Raw genomic sequence first — 23,693 nt, 5'->3', positions numbered from 1 at the left:
CACCCCATGTCCCCGTCGTCCCCGCTGTCCCGCAGAACGCTCCTGCGCGCCTCCGCCGGCGCCGCCGCCCTCACCGCCGCCGGCCCCCTCCTCACCGCGTGCGGCGGCTCCGCCTCCGCCGCCCTCGACCCGACGGCCAAGCCGGATCTGGACGGCGTCACCCTCAAGATCCTCGCCAACCAGCCCAACGCCCTGTCCTTCGAGTACCTGAGAAGGCCCTTCGAGGAGGCCACCGGCGCCAAGCTCAAGGTGACGCCGGTGCCGTACGACAAGCTCACGGCCAAGGCCGTGCTCGACGTGCAGTCGGGGGCGGGCCAGTTCGACGTCTTCATGTACTGGTACGCGGCCGTCGGCACCCTCGCCGAGGGCGGCGTCATCGAGGACCTGACCGCGTACATCAAGGCGCACAAGGACATCGAGGAGAGCGACTTCCTGCCGTCCCTGTACGACACGTACACCCGGTACGACGGCAAGCGCTGGGGGCTGCCCTACGACGGAGACACCCACATCCTCTTCTACAACACCGAGATCTTCGAACGGCACAAGGTGGAGGCGCCCAGGACCTGGGACGAGTACAACGACATCGCCGCGAAGATCACCAAGGATGCCCGGGGCAGGTACTACGGCACCATCATCGAGGCCCAGCAGGTCCCGGTCATCCTCGGTTGCGACTTCGCCAACCGCCTCGCCGGATACGGAGGTTCGTTCCTCGACGCGTCGGACGCGCCCACGCTCGACACCCCGGAGGCGATCGCCGCCGCCCAGGTGCTGTTCGACGCCGCACCGCACGCCCTGCCCACCCCGCTGCAGATCGGCTTCGACCAGGCGCTGCCCGCCTTCCTCGACGGCAAGGGCGCCATGCTCGACTTCTGGACCGACTTCGCCAAGCGCGCCCAGGACCCCAAGCAGTCCAAGGTCGTCGACAAGTGGGCCGTCACCACGCTCCCCGTCGGCGGCGACAACACCGAGCCGCGCACCTCGCTGGACGCGGGCTTCGGGCTCGCGGTGTCCACGGCGTCGAAGCAGAAGGAGGCAGCCGCCGCCTTCGTCAAGTGGGCCACCGCCGCGCGGCAGAACCTCCTCGTGCTGGCCCAGCCCGACGCGGGCGCCGACCCCGTCCGCACCAGCACGCTCAACTCCGCGGCGTTCCGCAAGAACTCGCCCGGCTCCTACGAGGTCGTCCGCACCGGTCTCGCGGGCGACCCCCTGCCCTGGCCGACCGTCCCGAAGGCCCCGGAGCTGCTGCAGACCCTCGTGGACGAACTCGCGCTGGGCCTGCAGGGCAAGCAGAGCGCGAAGACCGCCCTGGCCAACACGCAGCGGGCCTGGGCCAAGGAACTCAAGGGAGCGTCCGGATGACGGCCAGGTCCGCCGTGCGCGTCCCCGGCGCGCTCGCCGTGCCGCCGGTGGCCTTCCTCGCGGTGTTCGCCGCCTACCCGCTCGTCTACGTCATCGGCCTGGCGTTCACCGACTCCACCCTCGCCCGGCCGCTGCAACGCTGGACCGGGTTCGACAACTTCCGTACCGCGCTGGAGAGCCAGTCGTTCACCGGCTCGCTGTGGCGGTCGGTGCTCTTCGCGGTGCTCGCCGCCGCGGTCCAGCTGGTGCTGGGCACCGCCCTCGCGCTCCTGCTGCGCGCCCGGGCCCGGCGCCCCGGCCTGCTCGGCACCCTCCTGCTGCTGCCGCTGGTCACTCCGCCCGTCATGGTCGGCGTGGCGTGGAAACTGCTGCTCGCCCCGGTCGGCGGGGCCCTGGGCGGCGTGCTGCATGCCCTGGGCCTGCCCGGCGTGAACCCGCTCGGCAGCGCCACCGGGGCGTTCGTGACCCTCGTCGTGATCGACAGCTGGCAGTGGACGCCGTTCGTGATGCTGCTCGTGTACGCGGCCCTGCTCGGCGTGCCGGACGACCTGCGCGAGGCCGCCGCCCTCGACGGCGCCGGCCGCTGGCGCACCGTCCGCTCGGTCGTCCTGCCGTACATCGAACCGACGCTGCTGTCGGTCGTGCTGCTGAAGCTGGTGATCGGCTTCAAGGTGTTCGACATCGTCTACGTCGTGACGGCCGGCGGCCCCGGCTTCTCGACCACCACCAGCACCTACGACATCCAGCGCACCGCCCTCCAGGAGTTCGACGTCGGCGGCGCGGCCGCTGCCACCGTGCTGTTCTCCCTGCTCATCGGCCTGGTCACGAGCCTGGTGGCGGTGCGCCGGAAGCGGCACGAGGAGGTGGCCGTATGACCACGCTGGAAGCCACCGGAGAAACCGTCGCCCACGAAACCGCGGTCAGGTCCCCGGCCCGACCCGCCGCCCGCCGCCGTACCACCGGCCTCACCGCACTGCTCGCGGTCATCGCCCTCCTCGCCGCCGTTCCGGTGCTGTACGTCGCCTCACTGTCCGTCCGCTCCCGCGACGACGTCCTCAACGGCGGACTGCTGCCCTCCCGCTTGTTCTGGCGGAACTGGCCCGACGCGTTCCGGGCCGTCGACCTCGGCCACTACATCGCCAACTCCTGGGCGGTCGCGGCTGGTTCCGTGGTGCTGACGCTGCTCGTCGCCGTCCCCGGCGCGTACTTCACCGCCCGGGCCGGACGCCGCGGAGCCAGGCTCGCGACCCTGGTGCTGTCCAGCTACTGCGCGCCGCCCGTCGTCGCGGTCCTGCCGCTGTTCTATCTGCTGCGGAACCTGGAGCTGAACAACACCGTCGCCGGGCTGGCCCTCGTCGACGGGCTGGCCAACGTGCCCGTGGCGATCTGGCTCCTGGACGGTTTCGTGCGCCAGGTGCCGAAGGAGATCGAGGAAGCCGCCTGGCTCGACGGGCTCGGCACCTGGGCGAGTCTGCGCCGCGTCGTGCTGCCGCTGATCTCGCCGGGCGTCGCGGCCGCCGCGCTGATCTGCTTCTTCCTCAGTTACAACGAGTTCCTCTTCGCCCTGAGCTTCGCCCAGGACAGCACCGCGCAGACCCTGCCGGTGCTGCTCTCCCTCTTCCAGGGCGACAAGAACGTCGAGTTCGGCCAGCAGGCGGTGGTGTCCCTCATCGGCGTCGCGCCCGTCTACGTCCTGGCCGTGGCCGCCCAACGCCGGCTCGTCGCCGGCCTGTCCTCCGGAGCCCTCAAGTGACCCGCCGTATCCACCTCAACGCCTTCGACATGGCCTGCGTCGGCCACCAGTCGCCAGGCCTGTGGCGACACCCCGACGACCAGGCGCACCGCTACACCGACCTCGCCTACTGGACCGACCTGGCGCGGCTGCTGGAGCGCGGCGGGTTCGACTCCCTCTTCATCGCCGACGTACTCGGCGCCTACGACGTCTACCAGGGCTCGCGGGACGCCGCCGTCCGCCAGGGCGCCCAGATCCCGCTGTCCGACCCGCTGCCCGCCGTGTCCGCGATGGCCGCGGTGACCGAGCGCCTCGGCTTCGGCGTCACGGTGTCCCTCACCTACGAGCAGCCGTACAAGCTCGCCCGCACCCTCACCACCCTCGACCACCTCACCAAGGGCCGGATCGCCTGGAACGTCGTCACCTCCTACCTGGAGAGCGCCGCCCGCAACCTGGGACTCGGCGAACAGGTCGCCCACGACGACCGCTACGAGGTCGCCGAGGAGTTCCTGGAGGTCTGCTACAAGCTGTGGGAGTACTCGTGGGACGACGACGCGGTCGTCCGCGACCGTGAGCGCGGCGTCTACACCGACCCCGGCCGCATCCGCGACATCGCCCACAAGGGCCGTCACTTCACCGTCCCGGGCGTGTTCCTGTCCGAGCCGTCCCCGCAGCGCACCCCGGTCATCTTCCAGGCCGGCGCCTCGCCGCGCGGCCGGTCCTTCGCCGCCCGGCACGGTGAGGGGGTCTTCATCAACGCCGTCAGCCCGCAGGCCACCCGCCGCGTCGTCGACGACATCCGGGCCAAAGCCGCCGCCGAGGGCCGCGACCCCTACAGCGTCAAGATCTTCATCCTGTTCACCGCCATCACCGCCCCCACCGACGAGGAGGCCCGCGCCAAGCACGCCGACCTCCTCTCCCACGCCTCCTACGAGGGCGCCCTCGCCCTCTACGGCGGCTGGAGCGGCCTCGACCTGTCCGCACTCACGCCGGACCAGCCGCTGGAGTACATCGACACCGACGCCGTCCGCTCGGCGCTCGCGATCTTCTCCACCGCCGACCCGACCCGCCGCTGGACCCCCGACCAGATCGCCCGCTACCTGGGCATCGGCGGCATCGGACCGGTGGTGGCCGGCTCCCCGGCAACGGTCGCGGACGAACTGGAACGCTGGGTCGAGGAGGCCGACGTCGACGGCTTCAACCTCGCCTACGCCGTGACCCCCGGCACCTTCACCGACTTCGTCGACCTGGTCGTCCCGGAGCTGCGCGCCCGCGGCAGGGTCCCGGACCCGCCGGCCGGTTCCACGCTCCGCGAGCGCCTGCAGGGTCCGGGCGGCGGCCCTCGGGTCCGGGACGACCACCCGGCCGCGCGCCTTCGCGAACTCGCCGTGCGGGAGCGGGAATCAGCCGGAGCACGGGCACGTCCCTAGCCTTCCTCCTCAGAGGGCCTTGCCCGGGTTGAGGATGTGGTGCGGGTCGAAGGCCGCCTTGATGCGGTGCTGCAACGCGTGCTGCTCCGGGCCGAGTTCGTCCGCGAGCCACCGCCGCTTGAGGGTGCCCACGCCGTGCTCCCCGGTGAGGGTGCCGCCCAGGCGCAGTGCCGCGGTGAAGACGTCGCCCGCCGCCCGCCAGGCAGCGTCAGGGATGCCGGGCGTGTCGGGGTCGAGGACGAGAATGGGGTGGAGGTTGCCGTCCGCGGCATGGGCCAAGGTGAAGATCCGTACGTCATGACGCTCGGCGGCGACCGTGATCTCCCGTACCGCGGCGGCCAGTTGAGACCTGGGCACGGCGATGTCCTCGATCAGCACCCGCCCCAGCCGCTCCAGGGCGGGCAGGGCGAGTCTGCGGGCCGTGAGCAGCCGGTCCGCCTCCGCCGGGTCGTCGGTGGTCTCGACCGATGCCGCGCGCCCGCGCAGCAGCCGTACCGCCCGCTCCGCCTCCGTCGCGGCCGCCTGTCCGTCGCACTGCACAAGCAGCAGCGCACCGCCACGGGAGCGCAGGTCCGTGCCCTGAGCGTCGTCCACGGCGCCGAGCACCGGACCGTCCAGCAACTCCGCCATGGAAGGCTCCAGCCGGGCGGCGGTCAGCGCCGACACGGCCTCGGCTCCCTCGGCGAAGGTGTCGAAGTACGCCGCGACGGTGGCGGTCGTCTCCGGCACCGGACGCAGTCGCAGCGTGGCCGCGGTGATCACGCCCAGGGTGCCCTCGGAGCCGGTGAGCAGGGCCGTCAGGTCGTAGCCGGTGACCCCCTTGACGGTGCGCCGGCCGGTCCGTATCGGCGTGCCGTCCGCGAGGACCACGTCGAGGCCCAGCACCGCGTCCCGGGTCACCCCGTACTTGGCGCACCGCAGCCCGCCCGCGTTGGTGGCGATGTTGCCGCCCACCGTGGAGATCGCCGCGCTCGCCGGGTCGGGGGCGTAGCGCAGCCCGAACTCGCGCGCCGCGCGATCCAGTTCGGCGGTGATGACGCCCGGTTCGACGACGGCGATCTGGTCGTGCGGGTCCAGGTCGAGGATCCGGTTCATCCGCGACAGGTCCAGAACGACCGTGCCCGTGCCGGCGTTCGCACCACCGGACAGTCCGGTCCCGGCCCCGCGCGGCACCACCGGCACCCGCAGCGCGTGCGCATGCCGCAGTGTCGTCCGCACCTGCTCGGCGTTCGCGGCGCGCACGACGGCCAGGGGCTCGCCGTCCGGGCGGCTGCCGGAACGGTCGGCGGCGTACGGGGCGGTGGCCTCGGGGGCGGTGCGGAGGGCGTCCCCCGGCAGGTCACGGCTCAGGGCGGTCAGCAGGGCCTCGGCGGTGCGGGACTGGGTGACGGTCATCCGGTGCCCTCCAGCGCACGGCTGCCGACGGCGAGCAGCGCGACGTCCTCCTGCGGGGCGTGGACCGGGGCGCACTGGATGTCGCGGAAGTGGCGCTCCAGCGGGTTGTCACGGCTCAGCCCCGGATTGCCCAGCAGCCGTATCGCCAGCCCGACCGCCTCGACGGCGTGCCGGTCGGCCAGGATACGGGCGCCCAGGGCCAGTTCAGGGGCGTACGTTCGGTCGGCGGCGTCCACGCGTTCGGCGCCGCCGAACACCAACTGCTCGGCCGAGTCCAGCCGCAGGGCGATCTCGCCGGCGGCCCGCCGGAAGCGTTCCGTGCGGGCGACCGGGTGGCCGAGGTTGGCGGGGATCCGATCGTGGGCGAAACGGTGGAAGTACCGCTGGGCCGCGCGGGCCACGCCCAGGTAGAGAGCCGCGAGCGGGAGATGGAGGGCAGCGGCTGCCCGGTTGTCCTGCTCGGCGCCCGGACCGTGTGCGGCGATGTCGACCACGTTCCCGGCGGGGATCTCGACCTCGTGCAGTGCGATGTCGTGGCTCCCGCTGGCCCGCAGACCCAGGTGGTCCCAGCGGTGGGTGATCTCGATGCCGGGGGAGGCACCGGGCACGGCGAACGTGCCGACCCGCGGTATGGGTTCGTCCGTGGTGGCCCACACCAGCAGCCAGTCGAGCCCCTCGACGCCGGTGGCGAACCGCTTGCGGCCGGTGAGGGTCCAGCCGGTCGCCGTGCGCCGGGCCACCGTCGCGGGCAGCCCGCCGCGCGCCGGTGAGCCCAGCTCGGGCTCCACCCGCGCATGGTTGAGCAGCACCGGCCGTCCGGCGCCCTCGCCGCGCTGGCCGCCCACCGCACACCGGCCACGGTCGTCGCCGAGGCCGGATATCTCGCGGGCGTCCTGGACGCGGCCCGCGCCGGACTGGGCGCCGCGCTGCTCGCCGTGCCCGGCGGCCAGCACCCCGAGGGGCTGAGCCCGGTCGAGGGCTTGCCCACCGTTCCTCCGGTACGGCTCAGCGCGCGCCCCCGGCACGGCGCGGACCCCTCCGTGACCGGCGCCGCCGTCGAGGCGGTCCGCGCGCTGCTGGCCGCATCCCGAACCGGCCCCTCGAACGGCCCTCTTGACGCGGCGTGGACGCGGCCGGACACTTCACTACGGGAATCCTAGTGAGCTGGTAGGGAATCATGGGATGTGTCGCGCTGGACCTCGGCGGTGACGCCGTGCGTGTCGCCGTCCGGCCACTGCCCCTGCTGACGTCCCGCCGCCACATCGATCTCGTGCGCGTCTGCAGTGCGGCGAGTTCCCTGCGCGACGGCGGCTCAGCCCCCGCCCCCGCCTGACCCTTCCGCAGCAGTACCGCATCCCGGCCGCGCCGGAGCTGCCGCGTGCCGTCGCCGTCGTACGCCCAGACCCAAGCACGCCCAAGGAGACGCATGTCCGCGACATCCCCGACAGCCGTGCCGTCCTTCCGGAGCAGGATCGGCTGCGACGCGCGCAGCGGTTACTACGCCGCGCCACGCCGCTACCGGCTCCATCTCGCCCTCTCCTGTCCGCACTGCCTGCAGATCGCCGTGACGCACCGTCTGCTCGGCCTCGACGACACGCTCCCGGTGACGCTGCTGCCCGCCGTGCCCGACGCACCCGGTGGCGGATACCGGGCACTGCGTCCGCTGTACGAGGCCAGTTGGCACCAGCACCCGGGCCCGGCCGTGGCGCCGGTGCTCAGCGACGGCTGGACCGGGCGGATCGTGAGCACGCACGCCCCGGACATCCTTCGGGACCTGACTCGGTTCGGTGGTCATGGCCCTGATCTCCACCCGCGTGGTGCCGAGAAGGCGATCGAGGGCGTAGGCCGGCTCTGTGAGCAGGGCATCACCTGGACCGCCCAGCGTGCCGGGCAGTCCGGTACCGACTCGGCGGCACGCGACACCGCGCTGGCCACCCTGCTGAGCGCCCTGGATGTGCTGGAGTGGCGGTTCGCCTCCCAGGAGTACGTGCTGGGCGGCGAACTGAGCCTGGCGGACGTGCAGTTGTGGGTGACGCTGGTCCAGCTGGACACCGTGCACCGCCACCACCTGGATGCCGCCGCGGTGCACCGCATCACCGACCACCCCCGTCTGTGGGCGTACGCACGACGGCTGGCGGCGCACCCCGCCTTCGGCTCCCGCCTCGATCTGGACGGCATCGCCCGCAGGCACCACGCCCACTGCCGGGGCACGGAGGCCGCCGGAGCGGCGGTACAGATCGTGGACTGGGCGGCGTACGCACGACGGGACGCAGGGGAGCCGGTGCGGCAGCCCGGCTGACGGGGAAGCGGGGGCGGATGCTCCGGCCCCCGGGGGTTTCACGCGACTGCGAGCGGAGGGGGTACCGGGCGCGCCCCCGGTACCCCCTCCGCCACATGGCCTCCTTGTCAGGCCGTCAGTGTGGAGACCCGGCCGCGTACGGGCCGCGGTTCGAGGACGCGTTCGGCCAGGTAGCCGAACAGGAGCCCGAACGCCGACCACAGCACGGCCTGGATGCCGATCGAGGCCAGGCGGAACTCCCAGAGGTCGGCGGCGGGGAAGCCCTTGGGGATGTTGTCCCCGTGCGGCAGGACCGCCATCGCGACCCCGACCGCCGCCACGAAGGCGACGCCGGCGGTGATGGAGGCGTTCCAGTTGCCCCAGCCCGGCGCGAGCCTGCGGCCCAGCAGGACGGCGCCTGTGCCCAGCAGGACGCTCAGGGCGATCATCAGCACGAACAGGGCCGTGCGTTGGCCGATGGTGTCCGGGTCGCCGACGGCCGGCGGGTTGGCCGGGTACTTCAGGATCGGCACCAGGTAGACGAGGAGAAACCCGGCGAGCGCGGTCAACGCGGCGGTCGCCCGGGCGCCGAACCGGCCGATGCGGCCCAGCGCGAAGCAGAACGCGAGCGCCGCGATGCCGCCGATGGCGACGCCGAAGACGAGGACGCCTGTCGCGAGACCGGCCGTCGACTGCAAGGACCGGCTGACGAGTTCCTCGCCGTGCTCATGGGAGTGGGACTCTTCGAACGCGATGGCCGCGTCGACGGATCCCTCTCCCACGACATAGGCGAAGACGAAGGCGAGCACGCCGGCGGCGAGGCCGGCGAGCATGCCGCGCACCAACAGGGTGCGTACGGTCGTGGAGTTCATGAAGGGCGCCCTGTCAGTGGCAGGGGAAGCCGAGGAGGTGGCGGGCGTCGTGCACCCACTCGTGTACGCCCTCACCGGAGACCAGTGCGGTGGCGCCCTGCTCGGCGCCGACGAAGTAGAGCAGAACGAGCATCAGGACGCCGAAGAACACAGCCCAGGGGGCGATCGCCCGCAACGGCAGCGGCGTGAGGGTCTGGGTGGTGGTGGGAGTGGGGGCGGCAGTGGACTGCGCCATGGCGAGACCTCCTCGGGAACATCGCGTCCCGCATCGTGTGGAGCACTCGACGACGGCGTTGGGTCTGACTCACCACACCTCGGGGGAGGGTGGCACACAGTGGCGCGACCGTGCCGGGCTTGCACCGGACTTCCGTGGCGCCGTCGTCCTTGTCGTCCCAGATGGTAGGGGCAAGCGGGACTTCGGCCAACATGGCGTACGCCACGTACGATGAACCGCCCACTGGCGGAATCCGGCGAAGGGACTGCCATGACCGTCCGGCTCACGCTGCTGTGTGCCGCCGCGCCTGTCGAGAGCGATGTGCGCTTCGGCGACACGCCGCTCGACGAACGGGCCGTGCGGCAGGCGCGAGCAGCCGCCGGAGCCCTGCCGGCGGCGTCGGCTCTGTATACGGCGCCGTCGGAGCGGTGCCGGCAGACGGCGCGGTCCCTGGGCTGGGACGCGGTGGTGGTCGAACCGCCGCTGCGGGACATGGACATGGGGAGCTGGCAGGGCCGGACCCTCGCCGAGGTCGCCGCTGACGACGGTGCGAGCCTGGCTGCCTGGATGTCGGATCCGGAAGCCGCCCCGCACGGAGGCGAATCCGTGGCGGACGTCTGTGGTCGGGTCGCCGCCTGGCTGGACACACTGCCGGCTGATACGGGACGGGCGCACGCCGTGGTGGAACAGGCCGTGGCGCGAGCCGCGGTGCTACGTGCGCTGGATGCGCCGATGTCGTCGTTCTGGCGCGTCGACGTTCCGCCGCTGTCCGCTGTCACCCTCACCGGCCGCAACGGCCGTTGGAATCTGAGGGCGGGCGCTGTCGACGGACGCGCCTAGAGCGTGTCTCTTTGGTGGGTCATCAGTTGATCGGGTGTGCCTGTCCGATGAGTGATCACTGATGCGATGTGGGATCGGATCGAGCCGCTGATGCCGGCCGATCCGGTTCGTGGACGGCGGTGGGCCACCACCGCCGAACGCTGGACGCCATCACGTGGAAGTACCGCACCAACTCGCCCTGGCGGGACCTCCCCGACGAACCGGGCTCGTTCCAGACCGCTCACAAACGGCTGATCAGGTGGGCCGTCGAGGGGACGTGGAAGATCCTCGCCGCCCTTCTCGCGGCAGCGGACGCCGCCGACGACATTGCCTGGACCGTGTCTGTCATGGCCCTCATCCGTCCCACAACCGTCGGAGCAGATCGGCCACCGTCTGCGGCGGGGCAGCCAAGGTGGGCGTCCGCCCGGCTTCGATGCAGAGGCCTACACGCAGCGCAACACCGTCGAGCGGTGCATCAACCGCCTCAAACAGTGGCGCGGCCTGGCACACGAACCGACAAACTCGCGATCGCCTACCAGGCCGCACTCCACCTTGCCGCCATCATCATCTGGACAGGACGCTGATTAAGGAGACTTCACCCTGTCGACCCGTGCCGGGCTTGCCGGCCCTGCGGGTCACAGGAACTCGCTCCGGTAGGTCGAGGCCAACTCGGCCGCGCGGCGGCGGCGCTCCGCGAGCTCGTCCTGCGACAGCTGCGGCGGCGGCGCGTCCTTGCCCGCGACGACATCGCCGATGCGCGTGAAGTATTCGTCCTGGCCGGCCGGGGTGCACATGCAGAGCATGCGGGCCGGCGCACCCGAGACGTTGCGGAAGTTGTGCGGGGCGTTGGCCGGGATGTTGACCGTGGACCCGGCCCGTACGGTGTGCTTCTCGCCGCGGAAGGAGAACTCGATCTCGCCCTCCAGGATCGTGAACATCTCCTCGAAGTCGTGCCGATGGGGCGGCGGGCCGCCGCCGTCGGGGACGCGCATGTCGATCAAGCAGTACCGGCCGTCGGTCTGCTCGCCGGTGACCAGCATGGCGTACGTGTTGCCCACCAGAGAGATGTACGTCGTACCGGGATCGTCGGGGTCCGCCACGGTCAGCGAGCGGGACAGGTCGTCGTCGGGAATCATCGAAGTCGTCTCCTTCAAAGGTCAGTCAGGTGAGGATCAGGTGCCGGGCGGATATGGAGTCCGGCAGTCTCCCGGCCGTCGATGCGCGTGCGGCGCGAAGTGGGAGTCCGGCTCGGCCGATCGGTGCTTCAGTGTGTTCTTGCCGGTGTCCGAGGGGTCCCATCGCGGCGGGCACGGAGCGAGGGGCCGGGGCCGCCTGTGTGACGGGCTTGCATACCCCCTGCTGAGGCGCGGGGTGAGCGCGCTCGGTGAGCAGGATCTGGCGGGCGATCTTCGGACCGCCGCGCTCGCGGGCGAGGATCGTCAGTCCCGCGGCCATGCCGCCGCCCGCGCTGTCACCCATCACACCGATCCGGTCGGGGTCGATGCCGAGTTCGGCGGCGTGTGCGTGCAGCCAGCGCAGTGCGGTGTCGGCGTCCTCGAGCGGGGTCGGGAAGGGGTGTTCGGGGGCGCGTGGTACTGGACTGACAGCATCGGCACGCCGCTGGCGGAGACGTAGCGGGAGACCGGGCCGTCGAACAGGTCGATGTGGCCGAAGATGTATCCGCCGCCGTGGAAGGACGGCACGGCCGGGCCCGGCGCCGCGCCGTCCTTGGTGTACCAGCGCATGGTGATCCGCGCGCCGTCGCCCGCAGTCGTGTGGTGCTCGCTGGTCTGCACGTCGGCCGGGATCGGCTGGGCCGTTCCCGCTGCACCGATGATCGGCTCCCACATGGCGCGTCGCGCCGCGATGTCCCCCACTGCCGGTGGTGTGGCGTCCGCCATCGCGCCGGCCATCGGGGCCGGCGCCTCGGCGATTTCGGGATCCAGACCGAGTGCCATGGTCTTTTCCTCTCGGTGGAGGATCGGCGTCAGGCGGCGGACGGGACCACGATGACCTTGCCGTGCACCGCGCCTTCGGCGGCCCGGGCGTGGAGCGCCGGCAGTTCGGCCAGCGGCACCCGCTCGGCGACATCGACGCGCAGCTCGCCGCCGTCGGCCAGCGCCACGAGTCGGGCCAGCTGGTCGGCGTCGCTGCGGACGAACAGGTCGATGCCGCGCACGTCGCGCTCCTCGTCGCTGGGTGCGGGCATCCATACCGTGGTGTTCACGACGACCCCACCGGGACGGACCAGGGTGACCAGCGAGGCCAGTTCGTCCGGGGCGACCGGTGCGAGGTTGAGTGCGAGGTCGACCGGCTCGGTCACCGCGGCGGTCACTCCGGTGGTGGTGTGGTCGATGACTTCGTCGGCGCCGGCCGAGGTGACCGCCCCGCTGCTGCGCGGGCTGGCTGTGGCGATGACGTGGGCGCCGGCGTTCTTGGCCAGCTGCACGGCGTAGCCGCCGACCGCTCCGCCGGCTCCGTTGATCAGCACACGTTGCCCGGCGGTCAGCTTGCCGTGGTCGAACAGCGCCTGGTACGCGGTCAGGGCCACCAGCGGCAGTGCGGCGGCGTCGGCCAGGGGGACGCTCTTGGGCGCCGGGGTCAGGGCATCGGCCGGCGCGAGGACGTACTGCGCGGCGGCTCCGGTGCCGTCCATCGGCAGGAAGCCGATGACGTCGTCGCCGACGGCGATGCCGTCGACGTCGTCGCCGACCGCGTCGATGGTGCCGGCGACGTCGATGCCGGGTGTATGGGGCAGCACCACCGGTATGGGGCCTTGCATGAAGCCGGCGCGGATGTTGCCGTCGACGGAATTGAACGACGTCGCGGCGACGCGGATGCGGACCTGCCCGGCCCCGGGGACGGGCTGCTCCACGTCCTCGTAGCGCAGGACGCTCGGGTCGCCGTACTCGTGGAAACGCACTGCCTTCATTTGGGTTCTCACCTTCACTGCGATCAGTTTTGCTTCGAATTCGAAGCAACTGTTGATGACGATACATCTACTTCGAATTCGAAGCAAGTGCTGTCGGTCACCGCCGGTGCGAACGCATCGCCACGGCGAGTTCGACGGCGGCTCGGTCGATGCAGGCGCGCAGCCGCGCCGCGTCGTTGAGCGCGGTGGCCTGCCAGTCGGCGGGGCGGGCGACGACGATCGTGGGCATGGGTTCGGCGTGCACGCTGGTCAGGCGCCTGCGCATCACTTGCGCGAGGTCGGGTGGCTGCCGGCGGGAGCTGCTGTCGAGCGCGAGCAGTACTGGCATGCCGGAGAGGACTTTGTCCCCGATGACGTCGAAGAACGAGTCGAACGCCTTGCTCGGTGATGCGGCGACCACTGGGGTCGCCACCACCAGCCCGTCCGCTGTCACGACCGCCGCGATGGCCTCCCGCAGGTCAAGGCTGACGCGGTCGTGGGTGGAGTGCTGAGCGAGGTCGGCCGCCAGCCGGTGCAGCTCCAGCACCTCCACCTCGGCGCGCGCGCCACCAGCTGCCAGTGACCGGCACACAGCCTCGGAAACCCAGTCCGCGAGCAGGCGAGTCGAGCGCCCGTAACCGACGCCGGCGCACAGGACTGCCAGGGACACCGGGCTCCACGCGGCGGTGCTCATCCCGGCATCGTGTTCATGGCTTCTGCGCTGCGGCCGGGCTGTCGTGCCGTCACCGGTGAGGGCCGAGGACGACGTCGTGCGAAGCAGGGGATGTTCATGGCCGGTCCTCGGGATACGTGGGCGGCGGCGCCGTCCTCCTGCTCGTAACCCTGCGCCGCGGCACTGTCCGAACTCGACGTTCTGCGGTGCTCAGTCGGGCCCAACACTGCCCACACCGTGCGCTCACGAGGTCACGCCATCGGGCCTGGGAGACCCTGGTGGCTGCACGGCGCCACGCCACACGCTTCGAATTCGAAGCAGTAGACTTCGGTCATGTCTGATTCACTGCCGTCGCTCGACCCCGTGCAGCTCGGCGCCTACTTCGACCTCGTCGAGGTGGCCAGCCTGCTTCGGCATGCAGTCGAGCAGCAACTGCGCGAGGCCGGTGATCTCAGCTATGTGCAGTTCCAGCTGCTGGCCCGGCTCGGGGACTCCCCGACGGGCAGTCACCGCATGACCGACCTGGCCGACGGCGTCGTCTACAGCCGCAGTGGTCTCACCTATCAGGTGGGCCTGCTCCAGAAGGAGGGCCTGGTCGTCCGCGCTCCCTCGCCGGACGACGAGCGGAGCATCACTGTCACCGTCACCGATGCCGGGCGTGCGCTGCTTGCGAGGGTGCTGCCGGGGCATGTCGAGGTGGTCAACCGCCTGCTGTTCGAGCCCCTTTCGCGTGACGACGTCAAGGCTCTCGCCGGCCTGCTGGCGCCGGTGCGCGACCACATGCGCTCGATGCCGTCCCGCTCGGCCGCGCCTCGCCGCCGTAAGGGCGGAGCATAAGGACTCGACTCAGGCCACGCAGAAGGCACAACGACATGTCCCGCTGCGAGCAGCGCTCTCCGTCCCCTGAGCTGCCCCGCACTCGGTGCTACTCACGTGGAAAGCGCTTCATCAATCGGATCTTCGACGGCAAGATGGGCCTGACGAGAGGAGCCCGGATTGGGTGGAAGGGGCCTGGCGGACCGGCTGGCGGAGGCTCGAGCCGGAGCGCTGGTGGGCAGGGAGCAGGAGCGGGCGGTGCTCGACCTGATGCTGTCGGGCGCGGCGCACGCTCCGCTCGTCGCCTACCTGCACGGCCCCGGCGGCATCGGCAAGTCTTCGCTCGTGCGCTACGCCGCCCGGCAGGCGGAGCTCGCCGGCCGCCGCGTGGTGCATGTGGACGCACGGTTCCTTGACGCCGATCCACGCAGACTGGAGGAGGCCGCCGCCCCGGCGTGCGCCGAACCCGGCGCGGTGCTGCTCATCGACACCTTCGAACAATGCCAGCCCCTCGAGACGTGGCTGCGCGACACCTTCCTGCTACGGCTCGCCGACCAGGCGATCGTGGTGGTGGCCGGCAGGACCGCCCCCGACGCCGAATGGTCGCTGGACCCCGGGTGGGCGCAACTGTTCACCGCACTGCCCCTACGGCCGCTCGATCCCGCCGAGTCCGACGCCCTGCTCGCCGCCCGGGGTGTCCCCGCCGAGCAGCGCGGCGCCTTCGTCGCCTTCGCGGGAGGCAGCCCGCTCGCCCTCTCCCTGGCCGCCTCCGTGCCCCCGGCCGCACCCGGCGCGCCGTGGTACCCCACCGGCGACACCCTGACGACCCTGGTCGAGCGGCTGGTCGGCGACCTGCCCAGTGCCGTCCACCGACGCGCCCTCGAAGTCGTCGCGCAGGCCTACGTCACCCGCGAGCCCCTGCTCCGCAAAGTGCTGGGTGACGAGGACACCAATACGGTGTTCTCCTGGCTGCGCCAGCTGCCCTACATCGAGGTCACACCGGAAGGGCTGCACCCGCACGACGCGGTGCGGGCGACCCTCGAGGCCGACCTGCGCTGGCGGGACCCAGAGCGCTACGACGACGTCCGCGCCCGCATCTCGCTCGCCGGTCTGCACGCCGTGCGCTCCGCCACCGCCGACGACGCGCTCTTACGAGTCGCGGAATGGATGTCCCTCTTCCGCGACCAGGGCGGTCCGGACCATCTGTATAACTACCGGACGCACCCCCACATCGAGGACACTCCGCTCCGCTCCGAAGACGTGCCCGCCGTGCTGCGCATGGCCGAGGAGGCCGAGGGCCCGGCATCGGCAGCCGCGGTCGCATACTGGCTGCGCCGCCAGCCGGAGGCCTTCCGCGTCCACCGCTACGCGGGCTCCACCACACCCGTTGCGTTCATGGCCATCCTGCGGCTGGACGCACCGCTGCCCGAGGACCGCGCCGCAGACCCGGTCATCGCAGCAGTCTGGGACCTCGTGGAGGCAGCCGCTCCCCTGGGACCGGGCGAGCACCTGGGCATCCGCCGCTTCGCGGTGCAACCCGGCGGGCACCAGCGGCCCTCACCTCTGATGGAACTCATCAGCCGGCGCACCATCGCCGAGGAGATGAGGACCCAGCAACGCGCGGTGACCTTCACCGTCTTCGAAGACGCCGACCGGTGGGGACGCTACCTCGCCGCGGCCGGGATGCCCGAGGTCGCGGCCGTGGACGTCGGCGGCCTGCCACAGCACGTCTACGGCCGGGACTGGCGACGGCAAACGGTGGAACAGTGGGTGCGACACCGGGCTCGCACCGCGGTCACGCCCACGGCGACATGGCCCGCAACCGGCTCCATGAGTGGCCCAGGCGACCAGCCGGCGCGCGCCGCGTTCGAGGAAGGCGTACTCGAGGCGCTGCGCACCTGGCACACCCCGCGCGAATTCGCGACCAGCGTCCTGCTGCGCTCCCATCTCGTGGCGCCGGGCTCACCCGACCCGGCCGCGGACCTGCGCGGCGCCATCACCACCGCCCTCGACGCGATACAGAGCGACCCGGCAGGCGTCAAAGCCCACGAGGCCCTCACCGCCGCCTACATCTCGGCCTCCCGCACCCACAAGGCCGCCGCCCGACGACTCGGGGTGCCCTACGGCACCTACCGGCGCCACCTCGCCCTGGCCAAGGAACGCCTCATCGAACAACTGCTGCGCCAACCGGCCACGAGATCCACACCGACCGCGCCGCACTCGATACCGGAGGAGTGAGGCCAGCGCGGTACCGCAGGGCAACGTCCTCACCCTCGGGCTCCTTCTGGCCGTGGTGAGGATCTCTGGGATTGGCCAGGGCTGCTCGTCGCCCCACTCGTTTCGCCCCTCAACCGAGACCGTCGTGGTGTGCTCAGGCTCCCTGGTCCGGGACGACGGCGCGGCTTACGCAGTCTCGGAGCAGGGAGCGCCGTTGTTCGTGCATGCTCGCGGGTTCATGGGCGGAGGCGGCGTAGACGTTGCTCACCGGAGACCAGGCCATGGACATGGCGATGACCATGGCCATCACGTCGAAGGGGTCTCCCTGTCTGATGCGCCCGGCGGCCTGAGCCTCTGCGATGGCGCGGAGTTTGTGGTCGTCGTAGCGGTCGTGGTTCGCCACGAGATACCCGGTCGGGCGCCGCTCCAGGCGCGCCCAGGTCGCGAGCCGGATCAGATCAGGGCGGCTGAGGTACTCGTCGTAGAGGCGCACCGCCCAGTCGGCGAGGTCCGTGGCGTCGATGGGGACGACATTGGTGATCCGCTCCAGTGAGGCGAAGAAGATCGCGTCGAAGAGCTGCTCCTTGTTGCCGAAGTAGCCATAGAGCTGTGCCTTGTTGGTGCGTGCGGCGGCGATGATCCGCTCGATGCGTGCACCGGCGATGCCGTACTGGGCGAATTCCTGGGTGGCGGCGTCGACGATGCGCTGATACGTGGCGGCTCCACGGCTGCTGGATGGCTGGTCAGGCATACTCCGCACCTTAACAGACAGACTCGTCTGTTTACTTCTGGGCACGCATGTGTCTACCGTGAAATAGACCGAACAGTCTGTCTTAGGAGTCGGAGATGCGTTCCACGACCGGATGGCAGGCGGACAGCGCGACGCGGACTCTGCGCCGCGCGGCGCTGGAGCGCCGGGACCTGCGCCCGGACGACGTCGCGGTACGTGTCGAGTACTGCGGTGTCTGCCACACAGATCTCCACGCGCTGCGGGCGCACGAGAGCGACGCGAACGGCGTGCTCGTACCCGGGCATGAGTTCACAGGCGTGGTGACCGAGGTCGGCAGCGCGGTTCCCGACTTCTCGCCCGGCGACCGCGTGGCCGTCGGCAACATCGTCGACTCGTGCGGCATGTGCCGCATGTGCCAGGCCGGCCAGGAGAACTTTTGCCGTGATGTCCCGACACTGACCTACGGCGGAGCCGACCGGCAGGACGGGTCGACCACGCTGGGCGGGTTCTCCCGCGAGTACGTTGTGAGCAATCAGTTCGCCTACCATCTCCCTGCGGGACTCGACGCAGCCGCCGCAGCCCCCCTGCTCTGCGCCGGCGTCACCGTCTGGGAACCGCTGCGGGCGCTCGGAGTTGGCCCAGGCAGTACCGTCGCCGTGGCCGGGCTGGGCGGCCTGGGACACCTCGCGGTCAAGATGGCGACCGGGCTCGGCGCCACGACCTCCGTCATCAGCCGGACCCTGGACAAGGCTGACGAAGCGCGCGGCCTGGGGGCGCAGGGATTCGTCGTGTCCACTGACCCGAAGCAGATGGAAGCGGTCCGCGACCAGTTCGATGTGGTCATCGACACCATCTCCGCTCCTCACGACCTGGCTCCGTACCTGCGTGTGGCCGCCATGGACGGCACCCTCAGCCACCTGGGTCACCTCGGACCGGTCACCGTGGAAACCATGGACCTGCTCGTCGGCCGCAAGAAGCTCAGCTCCGCCGGCAGCGGCGGCCGCCCGTCCACCGCCGCCATGCTGCACTTCTGCGCTGAACACGGCATCACCGCCGACATCGAGCTGCTGCCGTCGTCCCAGGTGAACAGGGCTCTCGAACGCCTGGCTCGCAACGACGTCCGCTACCGCTTCGTGCTCGACATGTCCGACCTGGACTGACCGACGGTGCGGCTTGTCCAACGGCAAGACTGATGCGTTGTGGGATCGGATCGAGCCGCTGATGCCGGCCGATCCGGTTCGTGGGCGGCGGTGGGCCGACCACCGCCGAACCCTGGAGGCCATCGCGTGGAAGTGCTGCACCAAGTCGCCCTGGAGGGACCTCCCCGACGCCGCAGTCACCTGCGTCGCCGGCAGATCCGCGCTGTCATCCCACAACCGTCGGACCAGATCGGCCACCGTCTGCGGCGGGGCAGCCAAGGTGGGCGTCCGCCCGGCTTCGATGCAGAGGCCTACAAGCAGCGCAACACCGTCGAGCGGTGCATCAACCGCCTCAAACAGTGGCGCGGCCTGGCCACACGAACCGACGAACTCGCGATCGCCCACCAGGCCGCACTCCACCTCGCCGCCATCCTCATCTGGACAGGACGCTGACCAGGGAGACAGAACCCAGGCGGGTTCTGAACCGGTCCGGCTGATGGTCAGTGGTAGGCGTGGACGACGGCGTGGCCCTTGCCGCGGCCGATCATCCACTTGTTGACCGGCGTGGTGATCAGGAAGGCGATCGCGAAGCCGCCCAGCAGTGCGTACCAGAACAGCCCGTCGGACAGGTGGGCGTCCATCGCGCCGGGCGTGACGGCGATGATGGCGTTGTCGACGAGCTCCATCACGGCGATGGAGACGGTGTCGGCGGCGAGCGCGACCTTCAGCGCGGTCTTGAAGTCAAGACCGGCCCGGCGGACCGCGAACAGCGTGAACGAGTAGCCGAAGAGGAACGCGAGCGCGATCGCCAGGATCATGGTGGGCACGTTGCCCCACGCCAGGGCTGTGCCGATGACCATGCCGAGGATCTCGCCGATGGCGCAGCCGGTCAGGCAGTGCAGCGTCGCCTTGACCGCCATTCCCCAGGACGCTCCGGCGTGCCCGTCATGATGACCCTCGTGGGCGGCGTGGTCGTGCCCGTCGCCGGCGTGGTGAGCGGTGTGGTCCATGACCTTCTTCCCCAATCCCGTCGAATGCGGCCCGTTCCTTGAGCCCCACAGCCAGAACCATATACCCCCAGGGGGTATATGGCCAAGCTTTCTCCAGGCGGATCGGGTGGAACGGTCCTCAGTGCACGTGCGGCCCCCCGCTCACCTGCGGCTTGCCGCGCGGTACGAGCGCCAGGGCCACCGCGGCACTCGCGGCCGCCGCGACGGCGCAGACCGTGAAGGCGTCGGTGAAGCCGCCGACGGAGCCGGACTCGATGCCCGAGGCGGCGATCGTGGAGACGATCGCCACGCCGATCGAACCGCCCACCTCGTGGAAGGTGTTGACGACACCCGAGGCAAGACCCGCCTCGTGGTGGTCGATCATGCCCAGCGCGGTGGTGGTGGCGGTGACGAAGGCCATGCCGAGGCCGAAGGAGGCGACGACGAAGCCGGGGAGCAGGCCGGCGTACACGCTGCCCTCGTCGGACAGCCGGGTCAGGGGTGCCGATCCGACGGCGGCGAGCGCCATGCCGGCCACGGCGACGGCGCGAGCGCCGATCCGGCCGACGAGGCGGGAGGCGAGATGGGCGCCGAGACCGGTGGCCACGGCCGCCGGCAGGAACAGCAAGCCGGTCCTGAGCGGCGTGAGACCGCGGACGTGCTGGAGGTAGACCGAGCCGAGGAAGAAGTACGAGATCAGCAGCGCGGTGGCGATGAGCATGAGGAACGCACCCGCGAGTACCGGTCGGCGGGTGAACATCCGCAGGTCCATCAAAGGGGCGCGGCTCGCCCGTTCCACCGCGGCGAACCCCGCGTACAGCATCACCGCGGCGGCCAGCGGCAGCAGCGTGGCCGTGTCGGCCCAGCCGCTGTCGCCCGCCTCGACCAGGCCGTAGATGAGGGAGCCCGTCCCCGCGGTGACCAGGAGGGCGCCGGGCAGGTCGAGTCGTGCCGGCTGCGGGGCGTGGGCGGGGACGAGTGCCGGCAGGGCGGCGAGGACGGCGAGGCCGATCGGCACGTTGATGTAGAAGACCCACTGCCAGCCCGGCCCGTCGGTCAGGGCGCCGCCGATCAGGACGCCGGCCGCGGCGCCCGAGCCGCCGATCGCGGCCCACACGCCCAGCGCCTTGTTGCGCTCCGTGCCGTGGAAGGTCGTGGTGACGATCGAGAGGGCCGCGGGGGAGAGGAGAGCGGCGCCGACGCCCTGGGCGATCCGCCCGCCGAGCAGCACGGAGGCGGTTCCGGCGAGGCCGGTGACCAGGGAGGCGGCGGTGAACACCGCGAGGCCGGCCAGGAGCGTGCGGCGGGCGCCCAGGGCGTCGGCGAGGCGGCCGCCCAGCAGCATCAGCCCGCCGAAGCAGAGCGTGTACGCCGTCACTGCCCAGGTCAGTGTGGCCCGGTCGAGGTCCAGGTCGGCGGCCATGTCGGGCAGCGCGACGTTCACCACGGTGACGTCGAGGATCAACATGAACTGGGCGACGCAGATGAGGGCCAGTGCCGCCCAGCGGCGAGGGTCGGCCGGCGGCGGGTGATGTTCCGGCGCGTGGTGGGTGCGGCTTGCGGAATGAGCCGGATGCGTCATGACGGGTCCTCCTGTCGGAGCAGAGGCGGAAACAGGTCACCGCCCACAACTGAACTGTACGGGCCAGTACATATGAACTCAACTGTTCAGTTCAGTCAATTGCTAGGATCGGCTCATGAGCGTGGACAGTGTCAAGCAGCCCCCCAGCGGCCCCCGTGCCGAACTGAAGCGGCAGGCCATCGTCCGGGCGGCGCGCGAACTCTTCCTGCGGGACGGCTTCGGCGTCGGAATGGACGCCATCGCCGCCGAGGCGGGCGTGTCCAAAGTGACCGTCTACAACCACTTCGGCAGCAAGGAAGCGCTGTTCACCGCGGTCATCACCAGCGCCCTCGACGAACCCCTCGGCCACGCCTCCTCGGCCGCGCTCGAAGAGCTGCCCGAGGCCGAGGACCTGCGCGCGGCCCTCATCGAGGCCGCCCACAGCTGGGTGCAGACCGTCAGGACGAACAAGGACATCACCGCCCTGCGCAACCTGGTCGCCGCCGAACAGCACCGCTTCCCCGAACTCGGGCGGGCCTGGCACCGCCATGGTCCCGAGGGTCACCATCCGGCCGTCGCCGGTGCCCTGCGCGCGCTCGCGGACCAGGGCCGGCTGGTCATCCCCGATCTGGAAGTCGCGATCATGCAGCTCTACACGCTGCTGGTCTTCCCTCACATGGTCTTCAGCACCTACGGCACCCACATCGAGGACAGCCTCACGGACCGCCTCATCGTCAGCGGCGTGGACATGTTCCTCGGGCACTACGGTCCGGGGCGGGACCGCTGAGTCCCGCCTCGGACCCGCGTTGACCAAGTCGATCCGGACGGACCAGAGTCGCTGAGGCGCCGGTCCGCGCTGACGGCCCGACCCCCCCGGGGGTACGGAAGAGGCGTGGGGCAGGGTCTTCCGCAAACAGAAACACCGCCTGGTCGCCGTCGTTCCGGACGGCGGCCAGGCGGCGGTGTGCGGTGGTCCGGGGCCGCTTGGTCCCGGACGGGCTCACGCCGTGCCGACGAGCTCGTAACCCGCCTCGTCGACGGCGGCACGGACGGCCTCCTCGTCGAGCGGGGCGGCGGAGGTGACCGTCACTTCACCGGTCTCGGCGACTGCCGTGACGGCGGTGACGCCGCTCAGCGCGGATATCTCCTGCGAGACCGCGCCCTCGCAGTGCCCGCAGGTCATGCCGGACACCTTGTAGACGGTGGTGACCCCGCCGTCCTGTGTGCCGGCCGCGGCGCCGGAGTGGCACGAACCGTCGGTGGAGCAGCAGGAGCCGGAGTTCTTCAGGTCGGTCATGGCTTTCCATCCTCGGATGTCGATGCGTGGACGCTTCGGGAGCGGCTCGTACCCGCTCCTCTCGAACGATTCCACAATATACCCCTGGGGGGTATATGCAAGATGCGGGCGGCCGCAGACGGTCCGTGATCTCCGCCGAAGCGAATCGGTCATGTGTGTGGCTCGTTAACGCGCTGTGGCGCGGGAGTTGACCGGACCAAGGTCCACGAGCCGTTAGGATCACGGCATGATTACGGCCTGGTCACTCCCGCGCCTGGTGCGGGCTCGCGCGTCTGCGGGTCCGTTGCTGCGCGTGCTGGCCATGGTCGTGTTGCTGTTCGGCATCGTGTCCGCCCACGGGCTGAGCGCCGAGGGCACGGAAGGGCACCTGGCGACCAGCGCGGTGGCCCCAGTGGCCCCGCCGCACGAGCAGACCGCGCCGCGGCTCGTCGCGATAGGTGAGCCGGGAGAGGGCCATGGCTCCTCGCACACCGGTGAGCACTGCGTATCCGGCCAGCCGCAGCAGGGCCCGGTGCTGACACCACCGTGCTTCGCGCAGTCGGTCGCCGCATCGACCGACCCCGGGCGCGTCTCGGGCGGGCCGGGCCGCGACGAGCCGGCGCTGTCCGCCGCGTCGTCGTCCGCCCTGAGGCTGTCCGTGGTCCAGCAGGTCTAGAAACACCGGTCCTCTTTCTTCTTTCTTCCCACGGCTGCGTCTACGCCGTGATTCCCCCACCCCTGCCCGCCTTTCCTTCCCGCCGTGGCTGCCGCCGTGGCCGAAAGGGGCGAGCGCACGGAGAACCTGTGCCGACACACTCCCGTACCCCCACGCCTGCCCCGCACGCCCCGGCCGACTCGTGTCGGCGGCGCCCGCTTCTCGCTCTGCTGTCCGGAGCGTTGCTCGTGATGCTCGGGCTGTGCGCCCTGCCGCATGGGCAGTTCGAAGAGCAGGAGCGGCTGACGCCCACCGTCGCCACGGCCTTCGGACGCCCGGCGGTGGCGAGCGATGTGGTACCTCATGGGCCGCACCGGCACCATGAGGCCGAGGAGTGCGGCCTGGACGGGGCCGCCCGCACGACGGCGCAGGCCGCTCACCAGCCACCCGCCGAAGCCGCAACGACGGCGTTCGCCGGCCTTCCCGAGGCGCTCCTGCGGCCGCAGCCCCGGCATCGGCAGTTGCGAACCCGCATAAGACGTACCGGCAGAACCGCGCTGGTCCGCACCTCGCGGTGGCGGATCTAGACCTCTCGCTCGCAGCCGGCCCCGCCCGGCTGCCGCGCGA

General features: G+C 71.2%; 27 protein-coding genes and 2 pseudogenes. 16 read left to right on the top strand and 13 right to left on the bottom strand.

Going from position 1 to position 23,693, the window contains the following annotated elements; genetic code table 11:
* Positions 1–6 precede the first annotated feature (6 nt).
* The 4 genes from CCL05_RS14330 to CCL05_RS14315 are packed head-to-tail and all read left to right on the top strand — an operon-like array spanning position 7 to position 4,521.
* Positions 7–1,359 carry an ABC transporter substrate-binding protein gene (locus CCL05_RS14330; RefSeq protein WP_086560883.1) on the top strand — a complete coding sequence of 451 codons (1,353 nt, stop codon included), beginning with the start codon at positions 7–9 and terminating at the stop codon, positions 1,357–1,359.
* Positions 1,356–2,234: a carbohydrate ABC transporter permease gene (locus CCL05_RS14325; protein WP_086560882.1), complete on the top strand. Its 879-nt coding sequence runs from the start codon at positions 1,356–1,358 to the stop codon at positions 2,232–2,234. Before CCL05_RS14330 ends, CCL05_RS14325 begins: the two co-directional genes overlap by 4 nt.
* Positions 2,231–3,112 carry a carbohydrate ABC transporter permease gene (locus CCL05_RS14320; protein ID WP_086560881.1) on the top strand — a complete coding sequence of 294 codons (882 nt, stop codon included), beginning with the start codon at positions 2,231–2,233 and terminating at the stop codon, positions 3,110–3,112. Before CCL05_RS14325 ends, CCL05_RS14320 begins: the two co-directional genes overlap by 4 nt.
* A complete protein-coding gene (locus tag CCL05_RS14315) occupies positions 3,109–4,521 on the top strand; it encodes an LLM class flavin-dependent oxidoreductase (protein WP_244204268.1) in 1,413 nt (470 codons plus the stop codon). The genes CCL05_RS14320 and CCL05_RS14315 overlap by 4 nt, the downstream gene beginning before the upstream one ends.
* Before the next feature lie 9 nt (positions 4,522–4,530).
* Here CCL05_RS14315 and CCL05_RS14310 read toward each other — a convergent pair whose 3' ends face one another.
* Both CCL05_RS14310 and CCL05_RS14305 read right to left on the bottom strand, forming a co-directional pair.
* Positions 4,531–5,916, bottom strand: coding sequence for an FAD-binding oxidoreductase (locus CCL05_RS14310; protein WP_086560880.1), 1,386 nt, complete (start codon positions 5,914–5,916; stop codon positions 4,531–4,533).
* A complete protein-coding gene (locus tag CCL05_RS14305; protein ID WP_244204267.1) occupies positions 5,913–6,704 on the bottom strand; it encodes an acyl-CoA dehydrogenase family protein in 792 nt (263 codons plus the stop codon). The genes CCL05_RS14310 and CCL05_RS14305 overlap by 4 nt, the downstream gene beginning before the upstream one ends.
* A 6-nt stretch (positions 6,705–6,710) precedes the next feature.
* Between CCL05_RS14305 and CCL05_RS14300 the strand changes: the two genes are divergently transcribed.
* The 3 genes from CCL05_RS14300 (at position 6,711) to CCL05_RS14295 (ending at position 8,215) form a co-directional block, all read left to right on the top strand.
* On the top strand, positions 6,711–7,076 hold the full coding sequence (locus tag CCL05_RS14300) for a hypothetical protein (RefSeq protein WP_208641503.1): 366 nt from the start codon (positions 6,711–6,713) through the stop codon (positions 7,074–7,076).
* 17 nt (positions 7,077–7,093) lie between these two features.
* Positions 7,094–7,249 carry a hypothetical protein gene (locus CCL05_RS45200; RefSeq protein ID WP_167409562.1) on the top strand — a complete coding sequence of 52 codons (156 nt, stop codon included), beginning with the start codon at positions 7,094–7,096 and terminating at the stop codon, positions 7,247–7,249.
* 93 nt (positions 7,250–7,342) lie between these two features.
* Positions 7,343–8,215 (top strand): glutathione S-transferase C-terminal domain-containing protein, encoded by an 873-nt coding sequence (locus CCL05_RS14295; protein ID WP_086560879.1) that lies wholly within the window; start codon positions 7,343–7,345, stop codon positions 8,213–8,215.
* A 107-nt stretch (positions 8,216–8,322) separates the two neighbouring features.
* Here the strand turns inward: CCL05_RS14295 and CCL05_RS14290 are convergent, their stop codons facing one another.
* Positions 8,323–9,066 carry a CbtA family protein gene (locus tag CCL05_RS14290; RefSeq protein WP_086560878.1) on the bottom strand — a complete coding sequence of 248 codons (744 nt, stop codon included), beginning with the start codon at positions 9,064–9,066 and terminating at the stop codon, positions 8,323–8,325.
* 13 nt (positions 9,067–9,079) lie between these two features.
* The gene (locus CCL05_RS14285; protein WP_086560877.1) at positions 9,080–9,301 is read right to left on the bottom strand and encodes a CbtB domain-containing protein; all 222 of its coding nucleotides are present in this window, start codon (positions 9,299–9,301) and stop codon (positions 9,080–9,082) included.
* Positions 9,302–9,550: 249 nt separating this feature from the next.
* Between CCL05_RS14285 and CCL05_RS14280 the strand changes: the two genes are divergently transcribed.
* Positions 9,551–10,120 carry a histidine phosphatase family protein gene (locus tag CCL05_RS14280; RefSeq protein WP_086560876.1) on the top strand — a complete coding sequence of 190 codons (570 nt, stop codon included), beginning with the start codon at positions 9,551–9,553 and terminating at the stop codon, positions 10,118–10,120.
* 66 nt (positions 10,121–10,186) lie between these two features.
* Positions 10,187–10,683: pseudogene (locus CCL05_RS14275) on the top strand (transposase).
* A 51-nt stretch (positions 10,684–10,734) separates the two neighbouring features.
* On the opposite strand, the gene CCL05_RS14270 reads toward CCL05_RS14275, so the two are convergent.
* The 5 genes from CCL05_RS14270 to CCL05_RS14255 all read right to left on the bottom strand — a co-directional run bounded on the left by CCL05_RS14270 (position 10,735) and on the right by CCL05_RS14255 (position 13,704).
* Positions 10,735–11,235, bottom strand: coding sequence for a cupin domain-containing protein (locus CCL05_RS14270; protein ID WP_086560875.1), 501 nt, complete (start codon positions 11,233–11,235; stop codon positions 10,735–10,737).
* 25 nt (positions 11,236–11,260) lie between these two features.
* Positions 11,261–11,629, bottom strand: coding sequence for an alpha/beta hydrolase (locus tag CCL05_RS47470; protein WP_425275917.1), 369 nt, complete (start codon positions 11,627–11,629; stop codon positions 11,261–11,263).
* Positions 11,578–12,057 carry an alpha/beta hydrolase fold domain-containing protein gene (locus tag CCL05_RS47260; RefSeq protein WP_341868255.1) on the bottom strand — a complete coding sequence of 160 codons (480 nt, stop codon included), beginning with the start codon at positions 12,055–12,057 and terminating at the stop codon, positions 11,578–11,580. Before CCL05_RS47260 ends, CCL05_RS47470 begins: the two co-directional genes overlap by 52 nt.
* 29 nt (positions 12,058–12,086) lie before the next feature.
* Positions 12,087–13,031, bottom strand: coding sequence for an NADP-dependent oxidoreductase (locus tag CCL05_RS14260; RefSeq protein WP_086560874.1), 945 nt, complete (start codon positions 13,029–13,031; stop codon positions 12,087–12,089).
* A gap of 97 nt (positions 13,032–13,128) precedes the next feature.
* Positions 13,129–13,704, bottom strand: a complete 576-nt coding sequence (locus CCL05_RS14255) for an NAD(P)H-dependent oxidoreductase (RefSeq protein ID WP_086560873.1) — start codon at positions 13,702–13,704, stop codon at positions 13,129–13,131.
* Positions 13,705–14,016: 312 nt separating this feature from the next.
* Between CCL05_RS14255 and CCL05_RS14250 the strand changes: the two genes are divergently transcribed.
* Complete coding sequence (locus CCL05_RS14250) at positions 14,017–14,520, top strand: MarR family winged helix-turn-helix transcriptional regulator (protein WP_086560872.1); 504 nt, start codon at positions 14,017–14,019, stop codon at positions 14,518–14,520.
* Between the two features lie 159 nt (positions 14,521–14,679).
* Positions 14,680–16,737, top strand: coding sequence for an ATP-binding protein (locus CCL05_RS14245; protein ID WP_208641501.1), 2,058 nt, complete (start codon positions 14,680–14,682; stop codon positions 16,735–16,737).
* A 133-nt stretch (positions 16,738–16,870) separates the two neighbouring features.
* Here the strand turns inward: CCL05_RS14245 and CCL05_RS14240 are convergent, their stop codons facing one another.
* Complete coding sequence (locus CCL05_RS14240) at positions 16,871–17,467, bottom strand: TetR/AcrR family transcriptional regulator (RefSeq protein ID WP_086560870.1); 597 nt, start codon at positions 17,465–17,467, stop codon at positions 16,871–16,873.
* Positions 17,468–17,562: 95 nt separating this feature from the next.
* Here CCL05_RS14240 and CCL05_RS14235 point away from each other — a divergent pair, with 95 nt between their 5' ends.
* Together CCL05_RS14235 and CCL05_RS14230 are read left to right on the top strand one after the other, a co-directional pair.
* Entirely contained in the window at positions 17,563–18,606 is a 1,044-nt protein-coding gene (locus CCL05_RS14235) for an NAD(P)-dependent alcohol dehydrogenase (protein ID WP_086560869.1), read from the top strand.
* Between the two features lie 61 nt (positions 18,607–18,667).
* Positions 18,668–19,038 (top strand): annotated as a pseudogene (locus CCL05_RS14230) (transposase).
* Positions 19,039–19,085: 47 nt separating this feature from the next.
* Here the strand turns inward: CCL05_RS14230 and CCL05_RS14225 are convergent.
* Together CCL05_RS14225 and CCL05_RS14220 are read right to left on the bottom strand one after the other, a co-directional pair.
* Positions 19,086–19,595 (bottom strand): DUF4396 domain-containing protein, encoded by a 510-nt coding sequence (locus tag CCL05_RS14225; RefSeq protein ID WP_086560867.1) that lies wholly within the window; start codon positions 19,593–19,595, stop codon positions 19,086–19,088.
* A 118-nt stretch (positions 19,596–19,713) separates the two neighbouring features.
* Positions 19,714–21,156 (bottom strand): MFS transporter, encoded by a 1,443-nt coding sequence (locus CCL05_RS14220; protein WP_086560866.1) that lies wholly within the window; start codon positions 21,154–21,156, stop codon positions 19,714–19,716.
* Between the two features lie 115 nt (positions 21,157–21,271).
* Between CCL05_RS14220 and CCL05_RS14215 the strand changes: the two genes are divergently transcribed.
* The gene (locus CCL05_RS14215; protein WP_086560865.1) at positions 21,272–21,922 is read left to right on the top strand and encodes a TetR/AcrR family transcriptional regulator; all 651 of its coding nucleotides are present in this window, start codon (positions 21,272–21,274) and stop codon (positions 21,920–21,922) included.
* Positions 21,923–22,135: 213 nt separating this feature from the next.
* On the opposite strand, the gene CCL05_RS14210 is transcribed toward CCL05_RS14215, so the two are convergent.
* Positions 22,136–22,432, bottom strand: coding sequence for a heavy-metal-associated domain-containing protein (locus CCL05_RS14210; RefSeq protein ID WP_086560864.1), 297 nt, complete (start codon positions 22,430–22,432; stop codon positions 22,136–22,138).
* A 226-nt stretch (positions 22,433–22,658) separates the two neighbouring features.
* Between CCL05_RS14210 and CCL05_RS14205 the strand changes: the two genes are divergently transcribed.
* Both CCL05_RS14205 and CCL05_RS14200 read left to right on the top strand, forming a co-directional pair.
* Positions 22,659–23,087 (top strand): hypothetical protein, encoded by a 429-nt coding sequence (locus CCL05_RS14205; protein WP_086560863.1) that lies wholly within the window; start codon positions 22,659–22,661, stop codon positions 23,085–23,087.
* 128 nt (positions 23,088–23,215) lie between these two features.
* Entirely contained in the window at positions 23,216–23,653 is a 438-nt protein-coding gene (locus tag CCL05_RS14200) for a hypothetical protein (protein ID WP_143589885.1), read from the top strand.
* Positions 23,654–23,693 lie beyond the last annotated feature (40 nt).

Source organism: Streptomyces africanus, from assembly GCF_002150735.1.
Classification (GTDB): Bacteria; Actinomycetota; Actinomycetes; order Streptomycetales; family Streptomycetaceae; genus Streptomyces; species Streptomyces africanus.
This window is presented reverse-complemented; position numbering and strand designations above follow the sequence as displayed.